The following is an 18147-nucleotide window of genomic DNA, read 5'->3' on the forward strand; positions in this document are numbered from 1 at the left end:
TTATCTGCTAACTGCAGGATCGTTCAAGTCTTCTTAAACGATCGGCATTAGCTCACTGTAGCGGGCTTTTTTATGACCAGTTTTCATACGGAATAAGAATAAGGTCAAAATCAAGTAAATTAACAAAATATTGCTTATAATTTATTTATATTTAGATACAATTCACCTCTCAAACTTACCCTGTGTTCCACGCCAATTATTGAGCGACCACCGTGAATATCGACGTTGTTTTTCTGTTAGAACAAAACCCCATTCTCCTCATCTTTGTTGTTTTATCGATTGGATTAGCCATTGGTAAAATTCGTTTCGGTAGCCTCCAACTTGGTAATTCAATCGGTGTTTTGATTACTTCCCTTATCATGGGACATCTTGGCTTTTCTTTTAACGCAGATGCGCTCACCATTGGTTTCATGCTGTTCATCTACTGTGTTGGCATTGAAGCTGGACCAAACTTCTTCGGTATCTTCTTCAGAGACGGTAAGCACTACCTCATTCTGAGCCTTGTGGTACTTTCTACCGCAATTGCCCTAACCTATTTCAGTAGTCATTACCTTGGCCTAGGCTTTGGTTTATCTGCAGGCATGATGGCAGGTGCCTTAACAGCAACGCCGATATTGGTAGGTGCTCAAGATGCTCTGAATTCTGGGCTTGCAGAATTACCAAGAAACATGGACTTGAGCCTGATTATCGAAAACCTTTCAGTCGGTTACGCGATGGCTTACTTGGTTGGCTTAATCAGTATGATTATGTTTGCTCGCTTGATTCCAAAACTTCAAAAAGTGAACCTACACGACTCGGCAGAGCAAATCGCCCAAGAACGTGGGTTAGGCGCTTCAGGTCAGCGTAAGGTTTACTTGCCCATTATTCGTGCTTATCGAGTGGGACCAGAGCTCATCTCTTGGACTGACGGTAAGAATCTGCGTGAACTGGGCATCTATCGCCAAACAGGCTGTTACATCGAGCGTATTCGACGTAATGGTATTCTTGCCCATCCAGATGGTGATGCAATTCTGCAAGAAGGCGATGAGATCGCATTGGTTGGTTTCCCAGATAGCCACGCTCGTCTAGACCCAAGCTTCCGTAACGGTAAAGAAGTTTTCGACCGTAACCTTCTCGATCTGCGTATCGTGGAAGAAGAGATCGTCGTTAAGAGTGACAGTATCGCAGGTAAGCGCCTATCAGACTTAAACCTGTCTGAATACGGCTGTTTCCTTAACCGCGTAGTACGTGCTCAGATTGAAATGCCGATGGACTTAAACATCGTGCTTTCTAAAGGTGACGTCCTACAGGTGAGTGGTGAAAAGAGTCGAGTGCACGGCCTAGCTGAGAAAATTGGTTTCATCTCAATCCACAGCCAAATGGCGGATTTGATGGCCTTCTGTAGCTTCTTCATTTTGGGTATTTTGTTTGGTTTGATCACCATGACATTCGGTCAGGTATCGTTTGGGCTAGGTAACGCGGTTGGCCTGCTTCTATCGGGCATCATGCTTGGTTTCCTACGAGCGAACCACCCTACTTTCGGTTATGTGCCTCAAGGTGCTCTGAACATGGTCAAAGACCTCGGTTTGATGTTCTTTATGGTCGGTATCGGCTTGAGCGCCGGTGGTAAGATATTTGAGCACTTAACCCAAGTTGGCCCACAGGTAATAGGTATTGCCCTAGTAGTGAGTGTGCTGCCAGTATTCTTCGCTTACTTGGTTGGCGCTTACGTATTGAAGATGAACCGAGCTTTGTTGTTCGGTGCAATCATTGGCGCGCGAACTTGCGCTCCAGCGATGGACATCGTAAATGACCACGCTCGCTCAACGATTCCGGCTCTGGGTTATGCGGGTACTTATGCGATAGCCAATATATTGATGACCTTAGCAGGTACTTTCATCATCATAATTAGCTAGCACCTGCTGCATTAAAAGCAGCCAAGCTTAGATATTTCGAATGCACTAATTCACTTTGGGTTAGTGCATTTTTTATAACCTGTTTTAAGCGGTTCAAGCCTTCTTCCCCACTCCTGCTCTTAACTCTCTTCATCCCTTATTTCTACTCTTGTCCCCCTTCGAATCGCGGTAGCCGTATCCGCTCTTAAATCTCTTCGCATCCCGCCACTCGAATCCCATATCTGCTCTTAATCTCTTGAACCAAATAGCAGACAAAAAAATAGGCGCTCAATGAGCGCCTATTTCGTTTAGATTCGATAACTTGAATTAGATGTCAGCTACATCAAATTCAACAGCTGGGTTAACGTCAGCTTCGTAATCAACACCTTCAACACCGAAACCAAATAGCTTCAAGAACTCTTCTTTGTACTCTACGTAGTCAGTCAGTTCTTTTAGGTTCTCAGTTGTGATTTGAGGCCATAGGTTACGACAGTGATCTTGAATGTCTTCGCGAAGCTCAAGGTCATCTAGACGTAGACGGTTCACTTCATCCACTTCTGGCGCGCTGCCGTCTTCTTTGTATAGACGTTGGCTGAACATACGGAAGATCTGTTCCATACAACCTTCGTGAATACCTTCTTCACGCATCTTCTTGAACACCATAGCGATGTAAAGAGGCATTACAGGGATTGCAGAACTTGCTTGAGTCACTACAGACTTAAGAACAGCAACGTTTGCAGTACCGCCAGTTTGGCCTAGCTTCTCGTTCAGCGCTGTCGCTGCACGGTCTAGATCCATCTTGGCTTTACCTAGTGCGCCATCCCAGTAGATTGGCCACGTTAGTTCAGTACCGATGTAGCTGTAAGCAACCGTCTTACAACCGTCCGCTAGAACACCAGCTTCAGAAAGAGCATTGATCCAAAGTTCCCAATCTTCACCGCCCATTACAGTAACAGTGTCTTTGATCTCTTCTTCAGTTGCAGGCTCTACGCTTGCTTCGATGATTGTGTCTTTGTTCGTATCAACCGCAGTTGACGTGTACGTTTCGCCGATAGGCTTTAGAGATGAACGAATTACTTCGCCAGTCTCTGGCATTTTACGCACTGGAGACGCCAGTGAGTATACAACCATATCGATTTGGCCTAGATCTTCTTTGATCAGGTCAATTGTTTTCTGTTTCGCCTCGTTAGAGAAAGCATCGCCGTTCAGGCTTTTTGAATATAGGCCTTCTTCTTTAGCAAACTTGTCAAACGCTGCTGAGTTGTAGAAACCAGCTGTGCCAGGCTTTTTCTCAGTACCGGCTTTCTCAAAGAAAACACCGATAGTTGAAGCGCCGCCACCAAATGCAGCCGCAATACGTGAAGACAAGCCGTAGCCACTTGAAGAGCCAACAACTAGTACACGTTTAGGTGCGTTTGCGATTGGGCCTTGAGCTTTTGTGTAAGCAATTTGTTCTTTTACATTAGCTTCACAACCGACTGGATGTGTTGTAGTACAGATGAATCCGCGAATTCGAGGTTTGATGATCATATTCAACTTCCTTAAAAAATCAGGTTAAGGATAAAAGTTTCGTACGCAAATGGCATCTAATTTCTGTAAAAATGTGGCGAAAATGCAAGTGGTTGGAGCACTCAGTGAATATTTGCTGACTAAGTCACCATTTGTTAACGCCTCTATTGCAACTTCTACGACAAAAACAAAAAAAGGCACCTAATAAGGTGCCTAATAAGGTGCCTTTTGTCATTTCTTTATCTAAGCAACGCTATTTAGCTTAGGTTTTAACTCTTTTCGCGTCAAAGTTTCACTGTAATCATGACTGAAGTGGTCAACTTGAATCGCTGCGTAGCGAAGTTTGTCTGCTGCAATGATTTGGTCAACTTCGTCTTGAGTAAGAACATCTGCCGCCAGTGCTTGAGCAAGTTTATCTTGCAATAGACCTTTACGAGCCACTTTGCCCTCTTTCACTGCTTTGAAGATCTTACGTTCGAGAGGCTTGATGCTATACATCGCATTGAACGCATTCTCCATTAGGCCAACACTATCCTCTTCTTCTTTGCCTATGTAGCAAAGGTGAGTTAGACGTTCACGGTGTGCACCCGGAGTCATCAAGCTTTCTGCCAGTTGTACCGTTAGATTATCACTTGGTTTTTCAAAGTGGTTACCGACAGGGAAAACTAGACCTTTAAGTACTTTACCTACCATCTTGTTCGGGAAGTTTCTGTACGCTTCTTGTAGCGATTTAGCCGCGTTATGGAAACAGTGTTGAACCGCGTAGTGTACGTAGTCTAGGTCAGCTTGTTGACGACCTTCATCTTCATACTTCTTAAGCGCTGCAGACGCCATGTATAGGTAACTTAGACCATCACCTAGACGTGCAGAGATAAGCTCTTTACGTTTCAGTTCGCCACCTAGTGTAAGCATTGCGAAATCCGCACTCACTGCAAGCGCACGGCTCAAGCGAGTTAAGTCTTGGTAGTAAGGCTTCGTTGGACCGCTCATATCCGCTTTAATGAACTTAGAGCCTGTCAATGCCGCACCGAACGCACCAAACGTGTTCTTAGTTGCGTGAGAGATATGCTTGAACAACAAGTTATCGAAATCCTTCGCACCTTGCTTCTCATCTGGGTTTGCTGCCGCTTCCATTTCGCTTAGCACGTATGGGTGACAACGTGTCGCACCTTGACCGAAGATCATCAGGTTGCGAGTTAAGATGTTCGCACCTTCTACTGTGATAGCAACTGGAATACCTAGGTAAGGCGCAGCTAAGTAGTTCATTGGACCATCTTGAATTGCACGACCAGAGTGGATATCCATTGAATCATTCAGGATAGTACGCGCCATTTCTGTCATGTGATATTTCGCGATAGCCGTAACGATACCCGGCTTCTCTTTCATATCGAGTGAAGTAGTTGTTAGTGTACGAGTCGCTTCTAGTAGATACGTTAAGCCACCAATACGACCTAAACTCTCTGCAACTCCTTCAAACTTACCAATCGACATACCGAACTGCTTACGAACATAAGCGTATGCGCCGGTCGTTTTCGCCGTTAGGTGGCCCATCGCCGTGCCAAGTGCGGGTAATGAGATACCACGACCTGCAGACAGACATTCCACCAGCATACGCCAGCCTTTACCTGCGTAATCGGCACCACCGATTAACCATTCCATAGGAATAAATACATCGTGACCGCGTGTTGGACCATTCATAAACGCAAGACCAAGTGGGTCATGACGCTCACCAATCACAACACCTTCGTGGTCAGCCGGGATTAGCGCACAAGTGATGCCAATGTCTTCTTTGTCACCCAGTAGCTTTTCTGGATCGTGAAGTTTGAAAGCCAGACCAAGTACCGTCGCCACTGGTGCTAGTGTAATGTAGCGTTTGTTCCAGTTAAGCTTGATACCTAGCGTCTCTTTACCTTCGTGCATGCCCATGCACACAGTACCGACATCAGGGATACCACCCGCATCAGAACCCGCTTCTGGGCCTGTTAGTGCGAAACATGGGATATCTGTACCGTCAGCAAGACGAGGTAGCCAGTAGTCTTTTTGGTCTTGAGTGCCGTAGTGAGACAGCAGCTCACCAGGACCAAGAGAGTTTGGAACCATTACTGAAACCGCAGTACTGATACTGCGAGTCGCAATCTTAGTTACGATAGTTGAGTTAGCGTGTGCTGAGAATTCACGACCGCCATACTCTTTCGCAATAATTAGCGAAAAGAAACGCTCTTTGCGTAAGAAGTTCCACACCTCTTCAGGAAGGTCTCGATCTTCTTTTACAATTTGGTGGTCATCAAGCATAGCGAGCAAGGTTTCAAGCTCATTATCCATGAACGATTGCTCTTCTGCTGTCAGCTGAGGTTTTGGGTATTGGTGCAGCTTAGTGAAATCTGGTTTACCAGAAAACAGCTCTCCGTCCCACCACACGCTACCCGCTTCCATCGCTTCTTTCTCGGTGCTAGATAGTGGTGGTAGTACTTTTTTAAAGAGTTTAAAAGCTGGGTCACTTACCCATTTTTGTCTTAGAGAGCTCATAGTTCAGATCCTTTTGTTCACTATATTGGTTGTGAATGTTTCGCTTTTTATTGTTTTATTCTTCTGCTGACATGCCAGCGGCTAAATATGGAATAAGAATATCGACCACTGCCTTAGCATCTATCTTTCTGTCATAGTCATTCTCTGCAATTTCTACCAGAGCCTGACTTGATGCCATGGTGAATACACAAGTCCCTAGGGTGAAGTGTAATCGCCAAAATAACTGTTCTTGAGTGAGGTTCGGATTCGCCTTCATTACAGATGTCGTAAACAAAGAAAGTACTTCGCTGTAGCGAGTAGTAATGAACCAACGCAAGTGTCCTTGCACATCCGTATAGCCTCTGCCGATAAGTAACATGAATCGGCTTGTACCATTTGGCCTAACGTCATTAAGTGCTCTTAGTGGCTGTCTCAACGACTCAAACACGTCACTCATAGAATACGTTTCGTTCAAGTTTAAGTTCACTAATGCATCTTGCAGTGCTGGCATAAATGCTTCTAAGTAACGATTGAGTACCGCACGAACCAGAGTCTTCTTATCGCCAAAGTGATAGTTCACTGAAGCTAAGTTGACATTCGCTTTACTCGTAATCGTACGTAAAGAGGTGTCATTAAAACCGTGCTCAGCAAATAAGCCTTCAGCCACATCTAAGATTTTGTCTTTGGTTGTACTTCTTGGTGCCATTTCAATCACTCGTATTAAACAACTGTTTGAAATATACGCTTTGTACATTTACTTAACAAGCAAGCAACATCACACTTTCACAAATTGGTCGTACCAGTTAATAAAACTCAGCACTAAACGATTGAATCGCTGTGTGTTTATAAAAAAAGAAAAAAATAATGAATTTTCTTGGAACTGAAATGGAAATGGAGAGTCCTAAATTAGGTAGAAAACAGCGTATTTAGAAGTTTAACAGGCCGTCAAACTTGTTCTTCTCACTGCTTTCTTAATTACTGCATTTTCCTTATTAACTCCTATACTTGTATCCGCCCAAACCACGTTGGTTTGGGCTTTTTTTTTGTTTGTTGTTTGGGACGAGAGTGAGCCTTACTTACCCCTCTTCACAGCTACTAACTACAACCTGAACAGCGCGACCGCCTATTTATATGCTGTCATTTCTTCCTAAGAGTCGAACTACCATGCTTGGCACATTGTTATCACTGGAACTCGTATTTCAAACAACCTACTAGCCAACGTTTACCTATCTGAGTCCAAACCTAATACTACGTTTCCTCTATTTACGGTGCATCCATTCGAAGCTTGCCACTTGCTACTATTGGTAAATTAATCAATAAGGATAGAGACTTACATTCGAAATAAAGCCAACAAACTTAGCAATTTCTTGCAGATGTCCTAAGCTTCGTTTAATACCCTTTTCAATTAAGTAGTTAAACGCTTGTTGGGAAGCGGCGGGAGCTTTTAAAAGTAGAAGGAGACCTACTTTGAGACTGTTTAAATTACCCATCATCTGTTGCTTAGCTATTGCAACCCCACTCTCTGCTCAGACTTTAGAACAGGCTGTTGCCATTACCTTGGCTACCAATCCTGAGATAAAAAGTATTTTTAATGAGTTTGTGAGTGTACAAAAACGAAACGATGCCGCAGGTGGTGCTTATAGGCCGAGTATCGACCTTGATGCTGGTATTGGTTACGAAGGCATAAACCCTGCACCAAATAACGGCCCCGATACCGATCTCACAAGAAAGGAAGCGACGATTTCCCTCACTCAGTTGCTGTGGGATGGTTCATCGACTCTCAATGATATTGATCGTACTGCCGCAGAAGCAGAATCGGTTCGTTTGCAATTGCTCGCGGATGCCGAAGACAAAGCGCTAGAGGTCACACAGATCTACTTAGACGCAGTCAAAGCAACTGAAGTTTTAGCCCTTTCGGAAAGTAACCTCGCTATCCACAAGAAAATCTATAAAGACATCAAAAAGCGTGCAGTCTCAGGCATAGGCTCAACCGCAGATGTATCTCAGGTAGAAGCAAGGATTGCAAAAGCTCACGGCAACTTATTAGCCGCACAGAACAACCTAATTGATACCCACACCCAATTTAGAAGAATAGTGGGTCAAGAACCGCTTGGCTTAGTCTACCCAAGAGCCGATATTTCTATGATTCCTCTGTCATTATCAGACGCGCTTGTTGATGCTCTGGACCAACACCCAGTCATCAAAGTCGCGACTGCAGATGTCGATTCAGCGCACTTCCAGTACAAACAATCAAAAGGGGTTAACTACCCGACGTTCTCTATCGAGGCATCTCAATCATGGCGAGATGATGCTGGAGGCGATGAAGGTTCGAGCCAAGAGACTTTGGCAATGTTGAGAATGCGATACAACCTCTACAACGGTGGTACCGATAGTGCTAATTCAGAAGCTGCAGCTTACCAACTCAATAAAGCAAAAGATCTAAGAGATCGTGCTTATCGACAAGTTGAAGAAGGCCTTCGCCTCTCTTGGAGTGCATTGGATCTGACGTTACAACAAAAGAACTTCTTGTCTGATCACGTGGATTCGGCGTCAGAAACCGTTATCGCTTATGAGAAACAATATCGAATCGGCAAACGTACGCTACTTGATCTGCTTAACACTGAAAACGAATTGTTTGAAGCCCGCAAAGATTACTTAGATGCGCATTACTCTGAACAGTACGCTAAATACCGTGTAATGAACGCGACAGGCTCTCTATTGAACGCTCTACTGGTCGACATTCCAGACGAGTGGACAACGGCAGTGGAGTATTAATGATGAAGAGACCTTATTTATTACTTTCCGCATTAACGATAACGCTATGTGCATGCTCTAGCCAAAATGAAGAGCCCTACATAGAAACGCCAGAAGCGGAGCAAATTTCTGACCTGCAAGACGATGATAACGATGGTGTGGTCAATGCACGAGACACCTGTCCTGGCACACCAGAGTCGTCTCTGGTAGACAACGAAGGCTGTGGAGAGACGGTTAGCTCGCAAGAAGTCAGACGGCTGAACATCCTTTTCGCCAATGACTCCTATGAAGTTAACCCTATCTTCTCAGATCAAATCACCACTATGGCTGAGTTCTTAGAAACCTACCAAAGTGCATCGATAGAGATTCAAGGTTACGCCAGTAAAGTCGGCGCGAGTCAATACAACTTAGAGCTATCAAAGAAACGCGCTCACCACGTTGAAGATGAACTGTTGTCGAATGGTATCGACCCGAGCCGAGTAAGAGTTGTTGGTTACGGTGAAAACCGCTTAGAGAGCGATGGCAACGATGCTACGTCTCATGCACTGAACCGCCGAGTAACAGCCACAGTTGTCGGACTAAGCGAACAGATCGTCGAAGAGTGGACCATATTTACCACGCTTGAAAAGTAGCGTGACATTGTCACTGTGGATCTAGATGTGACATAGAGCGAGTGTCGAACAACAGCAGCTTAGTTATAAGATCAATAAAGCCGTGATAGGGTTGCCCATCACGGCTTTTTTGTTCTTTGTCGTCACATGAGTCGAGGGAGACTCTGTGACTCTTCTTGCTACTCAGAAGTTGACTTGTTACTCAGTGAGTAGGCTCCCTATTAAGCGAGCCGACTACCGATTATAGTTTTACTTCTTGAGGCTTAGTTTTCGGTAGAGAAATACTTAGCAGGAAGTAACCTAAGATAGCTGCAGTCGTTGAGCCCATCAGGATACCTAATCGAGCAAGCGTATCAAAATCTGCGTTCGTTGGACCAAATGCCAGTGACGAGATAAAAATAGACATCGTAAAGCCAATACCACACAACACAGATACCGCGAAGATGTTCATGAAGTTCACACCTTCAGGGAGCTTAGCAACACCCAATTTCACCGCACCCCAGCTGAATGCAAAGATACCAAGAGGCTTACCAATCAATAGACCCATAGCGATACCAAGCGGTAGCATACCTGTTAGGCTTGAGATTGAGATACCTTCCAATGAAATACCTGCGTTTGCAAAAGCAAAGACTGGCAAGATTGCAAAAGCGACGTATGGGTGCAGAGCATGTTCTAGATGCTTCAGCGGAGAATGTTCACCTTTATTGCCTTTCAGTGGGATAGCAAAACCAATCACTACACCAGCCAGCGTTGCGTGAACACCAGACTTCAATACTGCGAACCACAGAATTGCACCAACAATGAGATAAACACTCAGCTTAGTCACATGCTTGTTGTTTAGCATGAACAACACACCAGTCGCGATGAAGCCAACTGTAAGTGCAAGTGTTGATAGGTCGCCTGAGTAGAACAGAGCAATGATAACAACAACACCTAGGTCATCGATAATTGCCAGTGCTAGCAGGAATACCTTCAAGCTTACCGGTACACGGTTACCAAGAAGAGCCATGATACCCAATGCGAATGCGATATCAGTCGCTGCTGGGATAGCCCAACCTTGAAGCGCTTCAGGGTTACTTGAGTTAAATAGCACGTAAATAAGTGCAGGAGCTAACATACCACCCACAGCTGCGATAGCTGGGAAGATTGCTGTCTCTTTAGACTTTAATGCGCCTTCTAAAAGTTCGCGCTTAACTTCTAAGCCGATTAGAAGGAAGAAGACAGCCATTAAGCCATCGTTAATCCAGTGAGACACAGACATACCAAGAACGTAACTATGTAGTACACCTTGGTACATTTCGTTCAGTGGTGAGTTTGCTACAAACATTGCGATCGCCGCAGCGATGACTAGTATGATGCCGCCAGCAGATTCCATTTTAAAGAAGTCACGGATGACGTCGGTCATGATTTCGCCCTTATATTTATTATTTAAATAAACGAATAACAAAGAATAACCACGAGTTTATATCCAAGTTTAATTGATAGATAATCACTTCTTCGGATGTTTAACTTCGGTTTTTCCTACAAATACTAAACAATACGTCGTATATTCCATAATGTTGTTATGCACCATGAATTAAGTATAGATGAGATCATCGAACCTGTATGCACAATTCATTGGGGGACGCTAAAAGGCGCAGGCATAAAAAAAGGCTATCAAATTATAGCCTTAGGTGTTTTTTAGTAGCCAGTTAACTGCATAAAGCCTGTCGCTTCATGGCTCCCGCTCGCCTTAATCGGCCCTTCCCAATATGGTATGACAAATGGAAGCCACATATCCCTGCGTATAATACGCGTTGTGAGGTTGATATCATGCTTAGGGACGTTAATGATCCACTGCAAAGGCATCCGTCTTCCATTCATCAACGTTGTATTTTGCAATGGTTGAATGGAAATGTCGGATTCCGTTAATTGGTAAACTTTGCCTGAGCGCGTTGCTAATGTCCCGAATATGTAAGGCAACTGTTGGTTATGACGATAGCGGTTAATGCTCAGCGCTGTGCCGTCATCGAGGTTAAATACAAACCAATCCCAACCTTGTTGGCCCACTCCAAGTAAGCCACTGCCCCACTCTTTATGTACCCACGCAGTTCCTTCCACTTCCTTGGTAACGCCGTCTAGGTTCAACACACCGCTCAACGATAAAAATGGAGCGCTGAAGTTATAAGACGCGACAGGTAATAAGTCGTGCTTTTTCTGATAACCGTTATCGCCGTTGAGCACATAGGGCCCTTTTGCAATGGTGTCGAGTTCTAGTCCAAACGTATCAGTTTGCACTTGAAGGCGCCCGGGGAATGGGGTGTTGCCGAGTGCACGCCAGTTCCAGTTATCAATCCAAAGTCTGAATGGACGATTAGTCATTCCCGCTTGGCCAATACCGCCACGAGCCATGCGCTGTTCTTTCCATACTTTGGACTTAGAAGAGACCACCACATTTGAGATATAGACTTGAGGGCTTTGCCACCCCGGTGTTTCACGTTCGTCCGTTGCGATACGAAAAAAACTCCACTGAACCGAATAGTCTTTACCATCATCACCTTTCAAAGACGCGAAGTAATGCCACCACTCGTGCTGAAACTCTGGGTGGAACTTAAAATCTTGTGGTAGCGAAACATTACGGTCTGGCAAAACAGGTTCGAACACATTGAAGTGTTCATTAACCAATATTGAGTTAACTTCATTCACGCCCTTTTCACCAGGATCGATGAAATAGGAGTAATAACCCCAAACACTTAAAAAGATGCCGAAGAAACTGATTAATAGCAGAGAAGACAGGATTCGTTGTCTTAACTTATTTGAGGTATTCCGTAAAAACATACTAAAGCGCATCCCTCAGTGACTTCATCGGAGTGTTCCGAATCATTCTCATCACTGGTAAAGCACCAGCTAGCATCAATGCTGCCATGGCCCATGCAAATGTCTGCAAATAGTCCCAAGGAATCACTTGTAACTCAAGTGACCACCCAAAAGACTGCTTTATCACGATATCAACAATTAGGCTCGCTAGCGCTAATCCGAGCGGAATCGCAATTAAGGAGGAAATAAGCCCAAACACAAACAACTGCAAACTACCTGTCAGGATCAGTTCTTTCGCCGAGACACCCAAACAGCGCTGCAAGGAAATATGCCTTTGGCGAGACACTTCTCCCGCAACCGTCGCGAAGAAGATACCGAAGACGGCGATAACCAAGGTGATGTTACCTAGTGTATCTGCAATCGCGAACGTCCTATCGAACACCCGCATTGCTTGACTGTGAATATTGTTGTTATCGAAAACACGCTCAGAACCAAGTCTAAATACGCTTTCCAATCGACTGCGAAGCCCTAATGAATTCACATCGTCTTTGAGTATTACGCCAAGTCCGACATTACCCCGCCCTGCAAAGCCATACAGCCAGTTTCGATGCGACATCATGACTTGATGGTAAGGATTACCGTAATCGTAATAAACACCGACAACCTGCCAACCAGAGCCGAGACTGTCATAGAGGTCAATGTAGTCGCCAGGGCGAATCCCCAGCTTGAGAGACATCGATTCACTGATCAACACACCTTTAGAGTGATGTAAGTGATACCAGTAATTCGGAATACCTAATTTGATCGTCAGCGCTTCTAGCTCACCTTCAGAAGGACCCGTACTGATCACCTGAATGCTACCAACTGGAGACGCCACATCTTTCTCCCAACGCCACCAAACCGAATCCACTTCAGGTTGGTCGGATAACCAATTACTCATACGAGCAGCGGCATTGTTGGTTGGGTAGATATACAGATCGGCAGCCAAACGCTGTGTTAGCCATTTATCAGTGGTATCTCTAAAGCTACCGACCATGGTTTCTACACCAATATTGGCTGTTAAGGCTAACATAAACGCCATCGTCGCCACGCCACGGTAGCTCATACTGGAAGCTGCATCAGCAAAGAACCAGCGAGCACGAACCCAGCGCAACGAATAAGAGAGGCTGTTAAATAACTTCCACATCAAAAACGGGGTAAATAGCGCCACACTGATCAGCATTAGCGCGATAATCGCAAAACCCGTTTCTTGAGTCTGAGGGGCTTGATACACAGCAACAGCAGCAACCAAGAAGCCACAGCCAATCAACGCTTGCCAAGTGAACTCGGTACCCGCAAAACGCATCAAAGACAAACGAGAAGACAGACGAATCGGTTGAGACTTAAGTAAACGAACCAGTGGCCACGCACACGCTAAGAAAGCACCAATCAATGCCATCAGTAAGCTGTAACCACTCCAACTCCAACGCCAATTCCAGTCGATCGTTAAGCCGACGTTAGCGTCGTATAAATCGCCCAAGCTTGAAGATACGGCAGGTAACAATTGGTTTGCTAGCATCACGCCAAATACATTGCCGCAGATCCAGCTCAGTAAAACCAATAGCAGTAACTCTAAACAGAGCGCTTTAGTCAGTTGCCAACCAGACACACCCGTTTGTCTTAAAATCCCGACTAACGGTTGACGCTGAATAAAAGAAAGCGACATTGCTTGATAAAAAATGAACAAGCCAACCACAAACGACAGCATACCCATCGCTTTTAGGTTTAAGTGGAACGCACTGGTCAGCGACTCAAGCTCTGCCTTAGAGCTACGAGAGATCGTCAAACCATTAGGTAACATATTTTTAAGACGTTCAAACTTCTCAGTGGGCATGTCTGAACAAGCAATCACTGAAAGCCCAGCACTGCGTTTAAGCATTCGGAGCAAGGAGATATCCGCAATCAACCTTGTACCATTAATCATATTATTTTGATCAACAACCACAGGACCAAGTTCAGAACCATCCATCAAAGGGATGTAATCACCGTTGTGCCATTCCATGTGTTCAGCAAGATCATCACTGACAAGGATTGGATATGGTGGCTTCATGAGGTTCAAAGTGGTGAGATCTTTTAACGCTATACCAGGTTGTAGCTGAAGCATAGAAACAGGATCTATACCGACAACCATGAAGTTTGCGCCATTTTCATCAGTGATACGATGGTGATCAAGAGGAGAACACTGTTGAAAACCTTCACGGCGAAGTTGGATATAAAAGCCTTGCGGGATTTTATTGGCGTTGTGTTTTGGTCGAATACGGTAAGGAAGAGGATTCGAAAAGAGTTTTTCGCCATGCGCATAGCTTTGCTTGGCGTGTTGGTTGATGGCAGTAACACCAACCAAAAGTGATACGCCAAGGGTTAAACCAAGCCATACCAAAATAATCTGAAGTGGGTAACGTCGATAGTGACCGAGTAGTGCCTTAACTACGGGCCATGACATGCAGTTGCCCTCCTTGTAGACGGATACGACCATCCATATGGAGCGCTACTTTTTCACTGTGCGTCACCAATAACAAGGTACACTCTAACTGACGAGCCAAAGAAGTAAGCAAACGCATTACCGCTTCCGCATTACGTTCATCTAAGCTTCCTGTTGGTTCATCGGCCAACAAAATTTTAGGTTCCATATACAAAGCACGAGCAATTGCCGCACGTTGTTGTTGGCCACCAGACGCCTCTTCAGGATAACGCCCCAGTAAAGGCATAAGGTCTAAAGCAGAAAGAATTTGTCTCCAGAGTCCTTTATCTTCTGGTAAACCCTTTAATTGACGGCAAAAGCGAATGTTATCGGCAATATTAAGCGTTGGCAGTAAGTTGAATTGCTGGAAGATATGGCCAATATTATTTCGGCGATAAGCAGTACGATCACGTTCAGTGGAGGCGTGCATGTTGAAATGAGGAAAAGCAATTTCACCTGAGTCTGCTAGGTCTAAACCCGCGATAAGATTCAATAATGTACTTTTCCCTGAACCGCTTTCTCCCATTAATGCGAGTTGATCGCCTTGGTTTAATGTTAACTCAGCACCTTGCAAAACAGGGTGGAACTCCCCCCCGTCGACATAGCCTTTACATAGGTCTGACAGCTTTAACATTAAACAGCTCACATTAGTTAGAATTTGGAAGGAGAATCTACACTAATTCCCTGTTAGGAGGAAGTATTTTGAAAGATAGATCACACGTCAACGAGAAAGTCATTAGATTGATGCGCCTCACTTCAACTTCCTATTAAGTTCTTAATCCATTTTCTTGTTTTCATTCGATAGAGCGAACCGCCCCACTTTATGACTTCTTCGGTAAGAAACAGTAAATACACCCATTCAGGCGGGAACTTGAAATAAATAGCAGCGATCGCGGCCAATGGAATGCCAATCACCCACTGAGCAATCAAATCTTGATAGAGGCAGAACTTCACATCACCACCCGCTCTCAACACCCCAACGATCACAGTCAATGGCACCGAGCGAATGACAATACCCACACAGAGGATCAGAATGAACTTCTCTGAGAGGGCTCTGGTTTCTTCCGTCAGTGCGCTAAAGGCATTAAGTATTGGCGTTTGAACGAAATAGAGAAAAACGGCTACAACAATACTAGTTAAGAAACACAAAATTGTTAAGCCAAGCGCTTGATAGTAAACCGCTTCATTGTTTTTCGCACCAAGTTGATTACCCACCAAAACAGCTGCCGCATTCGAAAGGCCAATCAATAAACTCAATGAGATAGATTCAACCGGCGTCATGACCGATAGCGCAGCCAGACCTTGAACGCCCGATTGCCCCATGATCGCGTGGTAAGCAAACAAACCACCCGCCCATGCTAAGAAGTTAAACGTGGTCGCAGAGACAGCTTCAAGAAGCGAACCACCTTATCAATCGAAGCTGCCGCTTTAATATCGCAAAACTTAAATGCTAATAAATGCTTAGAGAAATAGAGATAACCAAACAAAGTCGCGACTTCAATCGCGCCACTCAGTACCGTCGCAATCGCCGCACCTTTGATTCCAAGCGCAGGAAAGCCTAAGTTACCGAAGATCAGCACCCAGTTTAAGAACACGTTAGACAGGATGCCGATACCGCTGAAAAATGTACTTAGCCCGGGTTTGTGCAGGAAATGAAACGAAAAACGCGATAGTCAGTAAAGCAAACAGTGTCGACACCAGCCACGTCAGCGCAGTGCTTTCTCTCACACCTTGTCTGTTACCCGCGCCCCAATATTGAGCAGTAAGAAGAGCACCGCCCGTGGTAACACCCACCAGCATAATGGTCGTCACGAACATCGCTCGGCTCGCCACCCCCACAGCTGCGATGTCTGCTTCGCCAAGTTGGCCCAACATCAATACATCCACCAAGCCTCGGCTTGAAAACATAATGCTCTGCAAGGTGATGGGCAGTGCAATCGCAATAAGCCTGCGAACAAAATCACCTCGTGTGTGATGAATAATTGAAGAGAGCAACATTGAGAGATACCTAAACGGAACGTATTGATGAATAAAGATAAATATCGCGCTATTATATCAATGTTCGGTTTTTAACCACAGATATAAATGGAGTAACAATGAAGAAAGTACTGGTTTTAGGCGCTTCTGGATATGTTGGTTCGCAACTCCTCCCTCTCCTGCTTGAGCAAGGCTATCAAGTCACGGCAGCAGCAAGGCATATCGACTATTTAAAGGCACGGACTGAGCCTCACGAAAGCTTATCGCTTGAGTATCTTGATCTGGCCGATCAAGCTGCGACACAAGCCTTAGTCCCCGACTTTGATCTTATCTTCTTTCTCGTCCATGGCATGGCGGAAGGCCACGACTTTATCGATTATGAGCTGAACTTAGCCCGTAACTTTGTTTCTGCTCTTGGGCCAAAGAATCAACACGTCATCTACCTGAGTTCTTTACAGCCTCAGACTGGTGATTCAGAGCACCTTCAAGCGAGAAAGAAAACCGGCGAATTGCTTCGTAAAGGGCCTGTACCCGTTACCGAACTTCAAGCTGGCGTGATCATTGGCCCAGGATCTGCGGCATTCGAGATCATGCGAGATTTCGTGTACAACTTGCCGATTATGATTGCGCCAAAATGGGTTGACTCTAAAGCCAACCCGATTGCTTTGCAGAGCCTGAACCACTATTTACTAAAACTCGCACAAGACACGCCTAGCGAAAGCCAAACCTTTGAGGTTGGCGGGCCGGATATTGTCTCTTACCGAAACCAATTTGCTCATATTGCTAAAACCGCCGATCGTCCACTCAAACTATGGGCGACATCGCTACTGACACCAAAGATTGCTTCATATTGGTTAGGTGTGGTGACTTCTGTACCGTCTAACATAGGTAGAGCACTACTTGCAGGCTTAAAGCACGACTTCATCGCCAGTTCGACCATCATTAGAGAAAAGTACCCTCAGAAGCTTATCTCGTTCGAAAATATGGTTGAACAAGCCATTCACGCTGAAGGAAACTTTGTCAAAAGCAATGTATGGGGCTTTGATAAAACCGCATTCAAACGCTGGCAAGCTGGGTATGGCTATTACCCGAAGAAAACAGGCGCAAGTATCACCTCAAGCGCTTCATTGGAATCGCTTTGGCATGTTGCTCAGCAAATCGGAAGCCCGAAGCAAGGTTACTTCTTTGCTAACACTTTATGGCGCACACGCGAATGGTTGGATGTTCTTTTCGGTGGCGGTGTACCGGTTCGACAAATGCCAGAAGGGCCCAACCTAAAAGTCGGTGACAAAATCGATTCATGGAAGGTCATTCGCTGTGAAGAGAATCAGTTTTTATCCCTGCTTTTCGGTATGAAAGGCCCCGGTTTAGGGCGACTCGAGATTACCGTCTCTGACCACGGTGACTCTCGCGAGCTGAACATTTCAGCGTGGTGGCACCCTAAAGGCTTTCTAGGGTTACTGTATTGGTTTGCTATGATGCCAGCCCACCTGTTTATTTTTAAAGGTATGGTGAAGGCAATTGAGAAGCAGGCTAAAGAACAGGATTAAAAGCAGATGCGAGATTCGGGTAACGAGATGCGAAAAGACTAAAAGCAAATTAGCGACACGCGCTATGAGAG

At 45.1% G+C, this 18147-nt stretch carries 11 protein-coding genes and 1 pseudogene; 4 read left to right on the plus strand and 8 right to left on the minus strand.

Going from position 1 to position 18147, the window contains the following annotated elements:
* Positions 1–212 precede the first annotated feature (212 nt).
* Positions 213–1895 carry an aspartate:alanine antiporter gene (locus ACED46_RS13270; protein ID WP_017060395.1) on the plus strand — a complete coding sequence of 561 codons (1683 nt, stop codon included), beginning with the start codon at positions 213–215 and terminating at the stop codon, positions 1893–1895.
* A 306-nt stretch (positions 1896–2201) separates the two neighbouring features.
* On the opposite strand, the gene fabV is transcribed toward ACED46_RS13270, so the two are convergent.
* From fabV to ACED46_RS13285, 3 genes are all read right to left on the minus strand, one after another.
* The gene (gene fabV / locus ACED46_RS13275; protein WP_017065406.1) at positions 2202–3404 is read right to left on the minus strand and encodes an enoyl-ACP reductase FabV; all 1203 of its coding nucleotides are present in this window, start codon (positions 3402–3404) and stop codon (positions 2202–2204) included.
* Positions 3405–3626: 222 nt separating this feature from the next.
* On the minus strand, positions 3627–5909 hold the full coding sequence (locus ACED46_RS13280) for an acyl-CoA dehydrogenase (protein ID WP_017071963.1): 2283 nt from the start codon (positions 5907–5909) through the stop codon (positions 3627–3629).
* A gap of 55 nt (positions 5910–5964) precedes the next feature.
* Complete coding sequence (locus tag ACED46_RS13285) at positions 5965–6594, minus strand: TetR/AcrR family transcriptional regulator (RefSeq protein ID WP_017065403.1); 630 nt, start codon at positions 6592–6594, stop codon at positions 5965–5967.
* 761 nt (positions 6595–7355) lie between these two features.
* Here ACED46_RS13285 and ACED46_RS13290 point away from each other — a divergent pair.
* Together ACED46_RS13290 and ACED46_RS13295 are read left to right on the plus strand one after the other, a co-directional pair.
* Positions 7356–8663, plus strand: a complete 1308-nt coding sequence (locus tag ACED46_RS13290) for a TolC family outer membrane protein (protein WP_102333196.1) — start codon at positions 7356–7358, stop codon at positions 8661–8663.
* The gene (locus ACED46_RS13295; RefSeq protein ID WP_017060388.1) at positions 8663–9274 is read left to right on the plus strand and encodes an OmpA family protein; all 612 of its coding nucleotides are present in this window, start codon (positions 8663–8665) and stop codon (positions 9272–9274) included. Before ACED46_RS13290 ends, ACED46_RS13295 begins: the two co-directional genes overlap by 1 nt.
* Before the next feature lie 220 nt (positions 9275–9494).
* Here the strand turns inward: ACED46_RS13295 and nhaA are convergent, their stop codons facing one another.
* The 5 genes and pseudogenes from nhaA to ACED46_RS13320 all read right to left on the minus strand — a co-directional run bounded on the left by nhaA (position 9495) and on the right by ACED46_RS13320 (position 16547).
* Positions 9495–10658 carry a Na+/H+ antiporter NhaA gene (gene nhaA / locus ACED46_RS13300; protein ID WP_371721671.1) on the minus strand — a complete coding sequence of 388 codons (1164 nt, stop codon included), beginning with the start codon at positions 10656–10658 and terminating at the stop codon, positions 9495–9497.
* A gap of 275 nt (positions 10659–10933) precedes the next feature.
* Complete coding sequence (locus tag ACED46_RS13305; protein ID WP_017070605.1) at positions 10934–12082, minus strand: lipocalin-like domain-containing protein; 1149 nt, start codon at positions 12080–12082, stop codon at positions 10934–10936.
* Positions 12072–14531 (minus strand): FtsX-like permease family protein, encoded by a 2460-nt coding sequence (locus ACED46_RS13310; RefSeq protein ID WP_371721672.1) that lies wholly within the window; start codon positions 14529–14531, stop codon positions 12072–12074. The genes ACED46_RS13305 and ACED46_RS13310 overlap by 11 nt, the downstream gene beginning before the upstream one ends.
* Entirely contained in the window at positions 14512–15183 is a 672-nt protein-coding gene (locus ACED46_RS13315) for an ABC transporter ATP-binding protein (protein WP_010441489.1), read from the minus strand. Before ACED46_RS13315 ends, ACED46_RS13310 begins: the two co-directional genes overlap by 20 nt.
* Positions 15184–15305: 122 nt before the next feature.
* Positions 15306–16547: pseudogene (locus ACED46_RS13320) on the minus strand (MATE family efflux transporter).
* 98 nt (positions 16548–16645) lie between these two features.
* On the opposite strand from ACED46_RS13320, the gene ACED46_RS13325 reads away from it, so the two are divergent.
* Complete coding sequence (locus ACED46_RS13325; protein ID WP_371721673.1) at positions 16646–18076, plus strand: DUF2867 domain-containing protein; 1431 nt, start codon at positions 16646–16648, stop codon at positions 18074–18076.
* The last annotated feature ends 71 nt before the right edge of the window (positions 18077–18147 follow it).

The sequence above is a fragment of the Vibrio sp. 1S139 genome (genome assembly GCF_041439475.1).
GTDB classification, from domain to species: Bacteria; Pseudomonadota; Gammaproteobacteria; order Enterobacterales; family Vibrionaceae; genus Vibrio; species Vibrio crassostreae_C.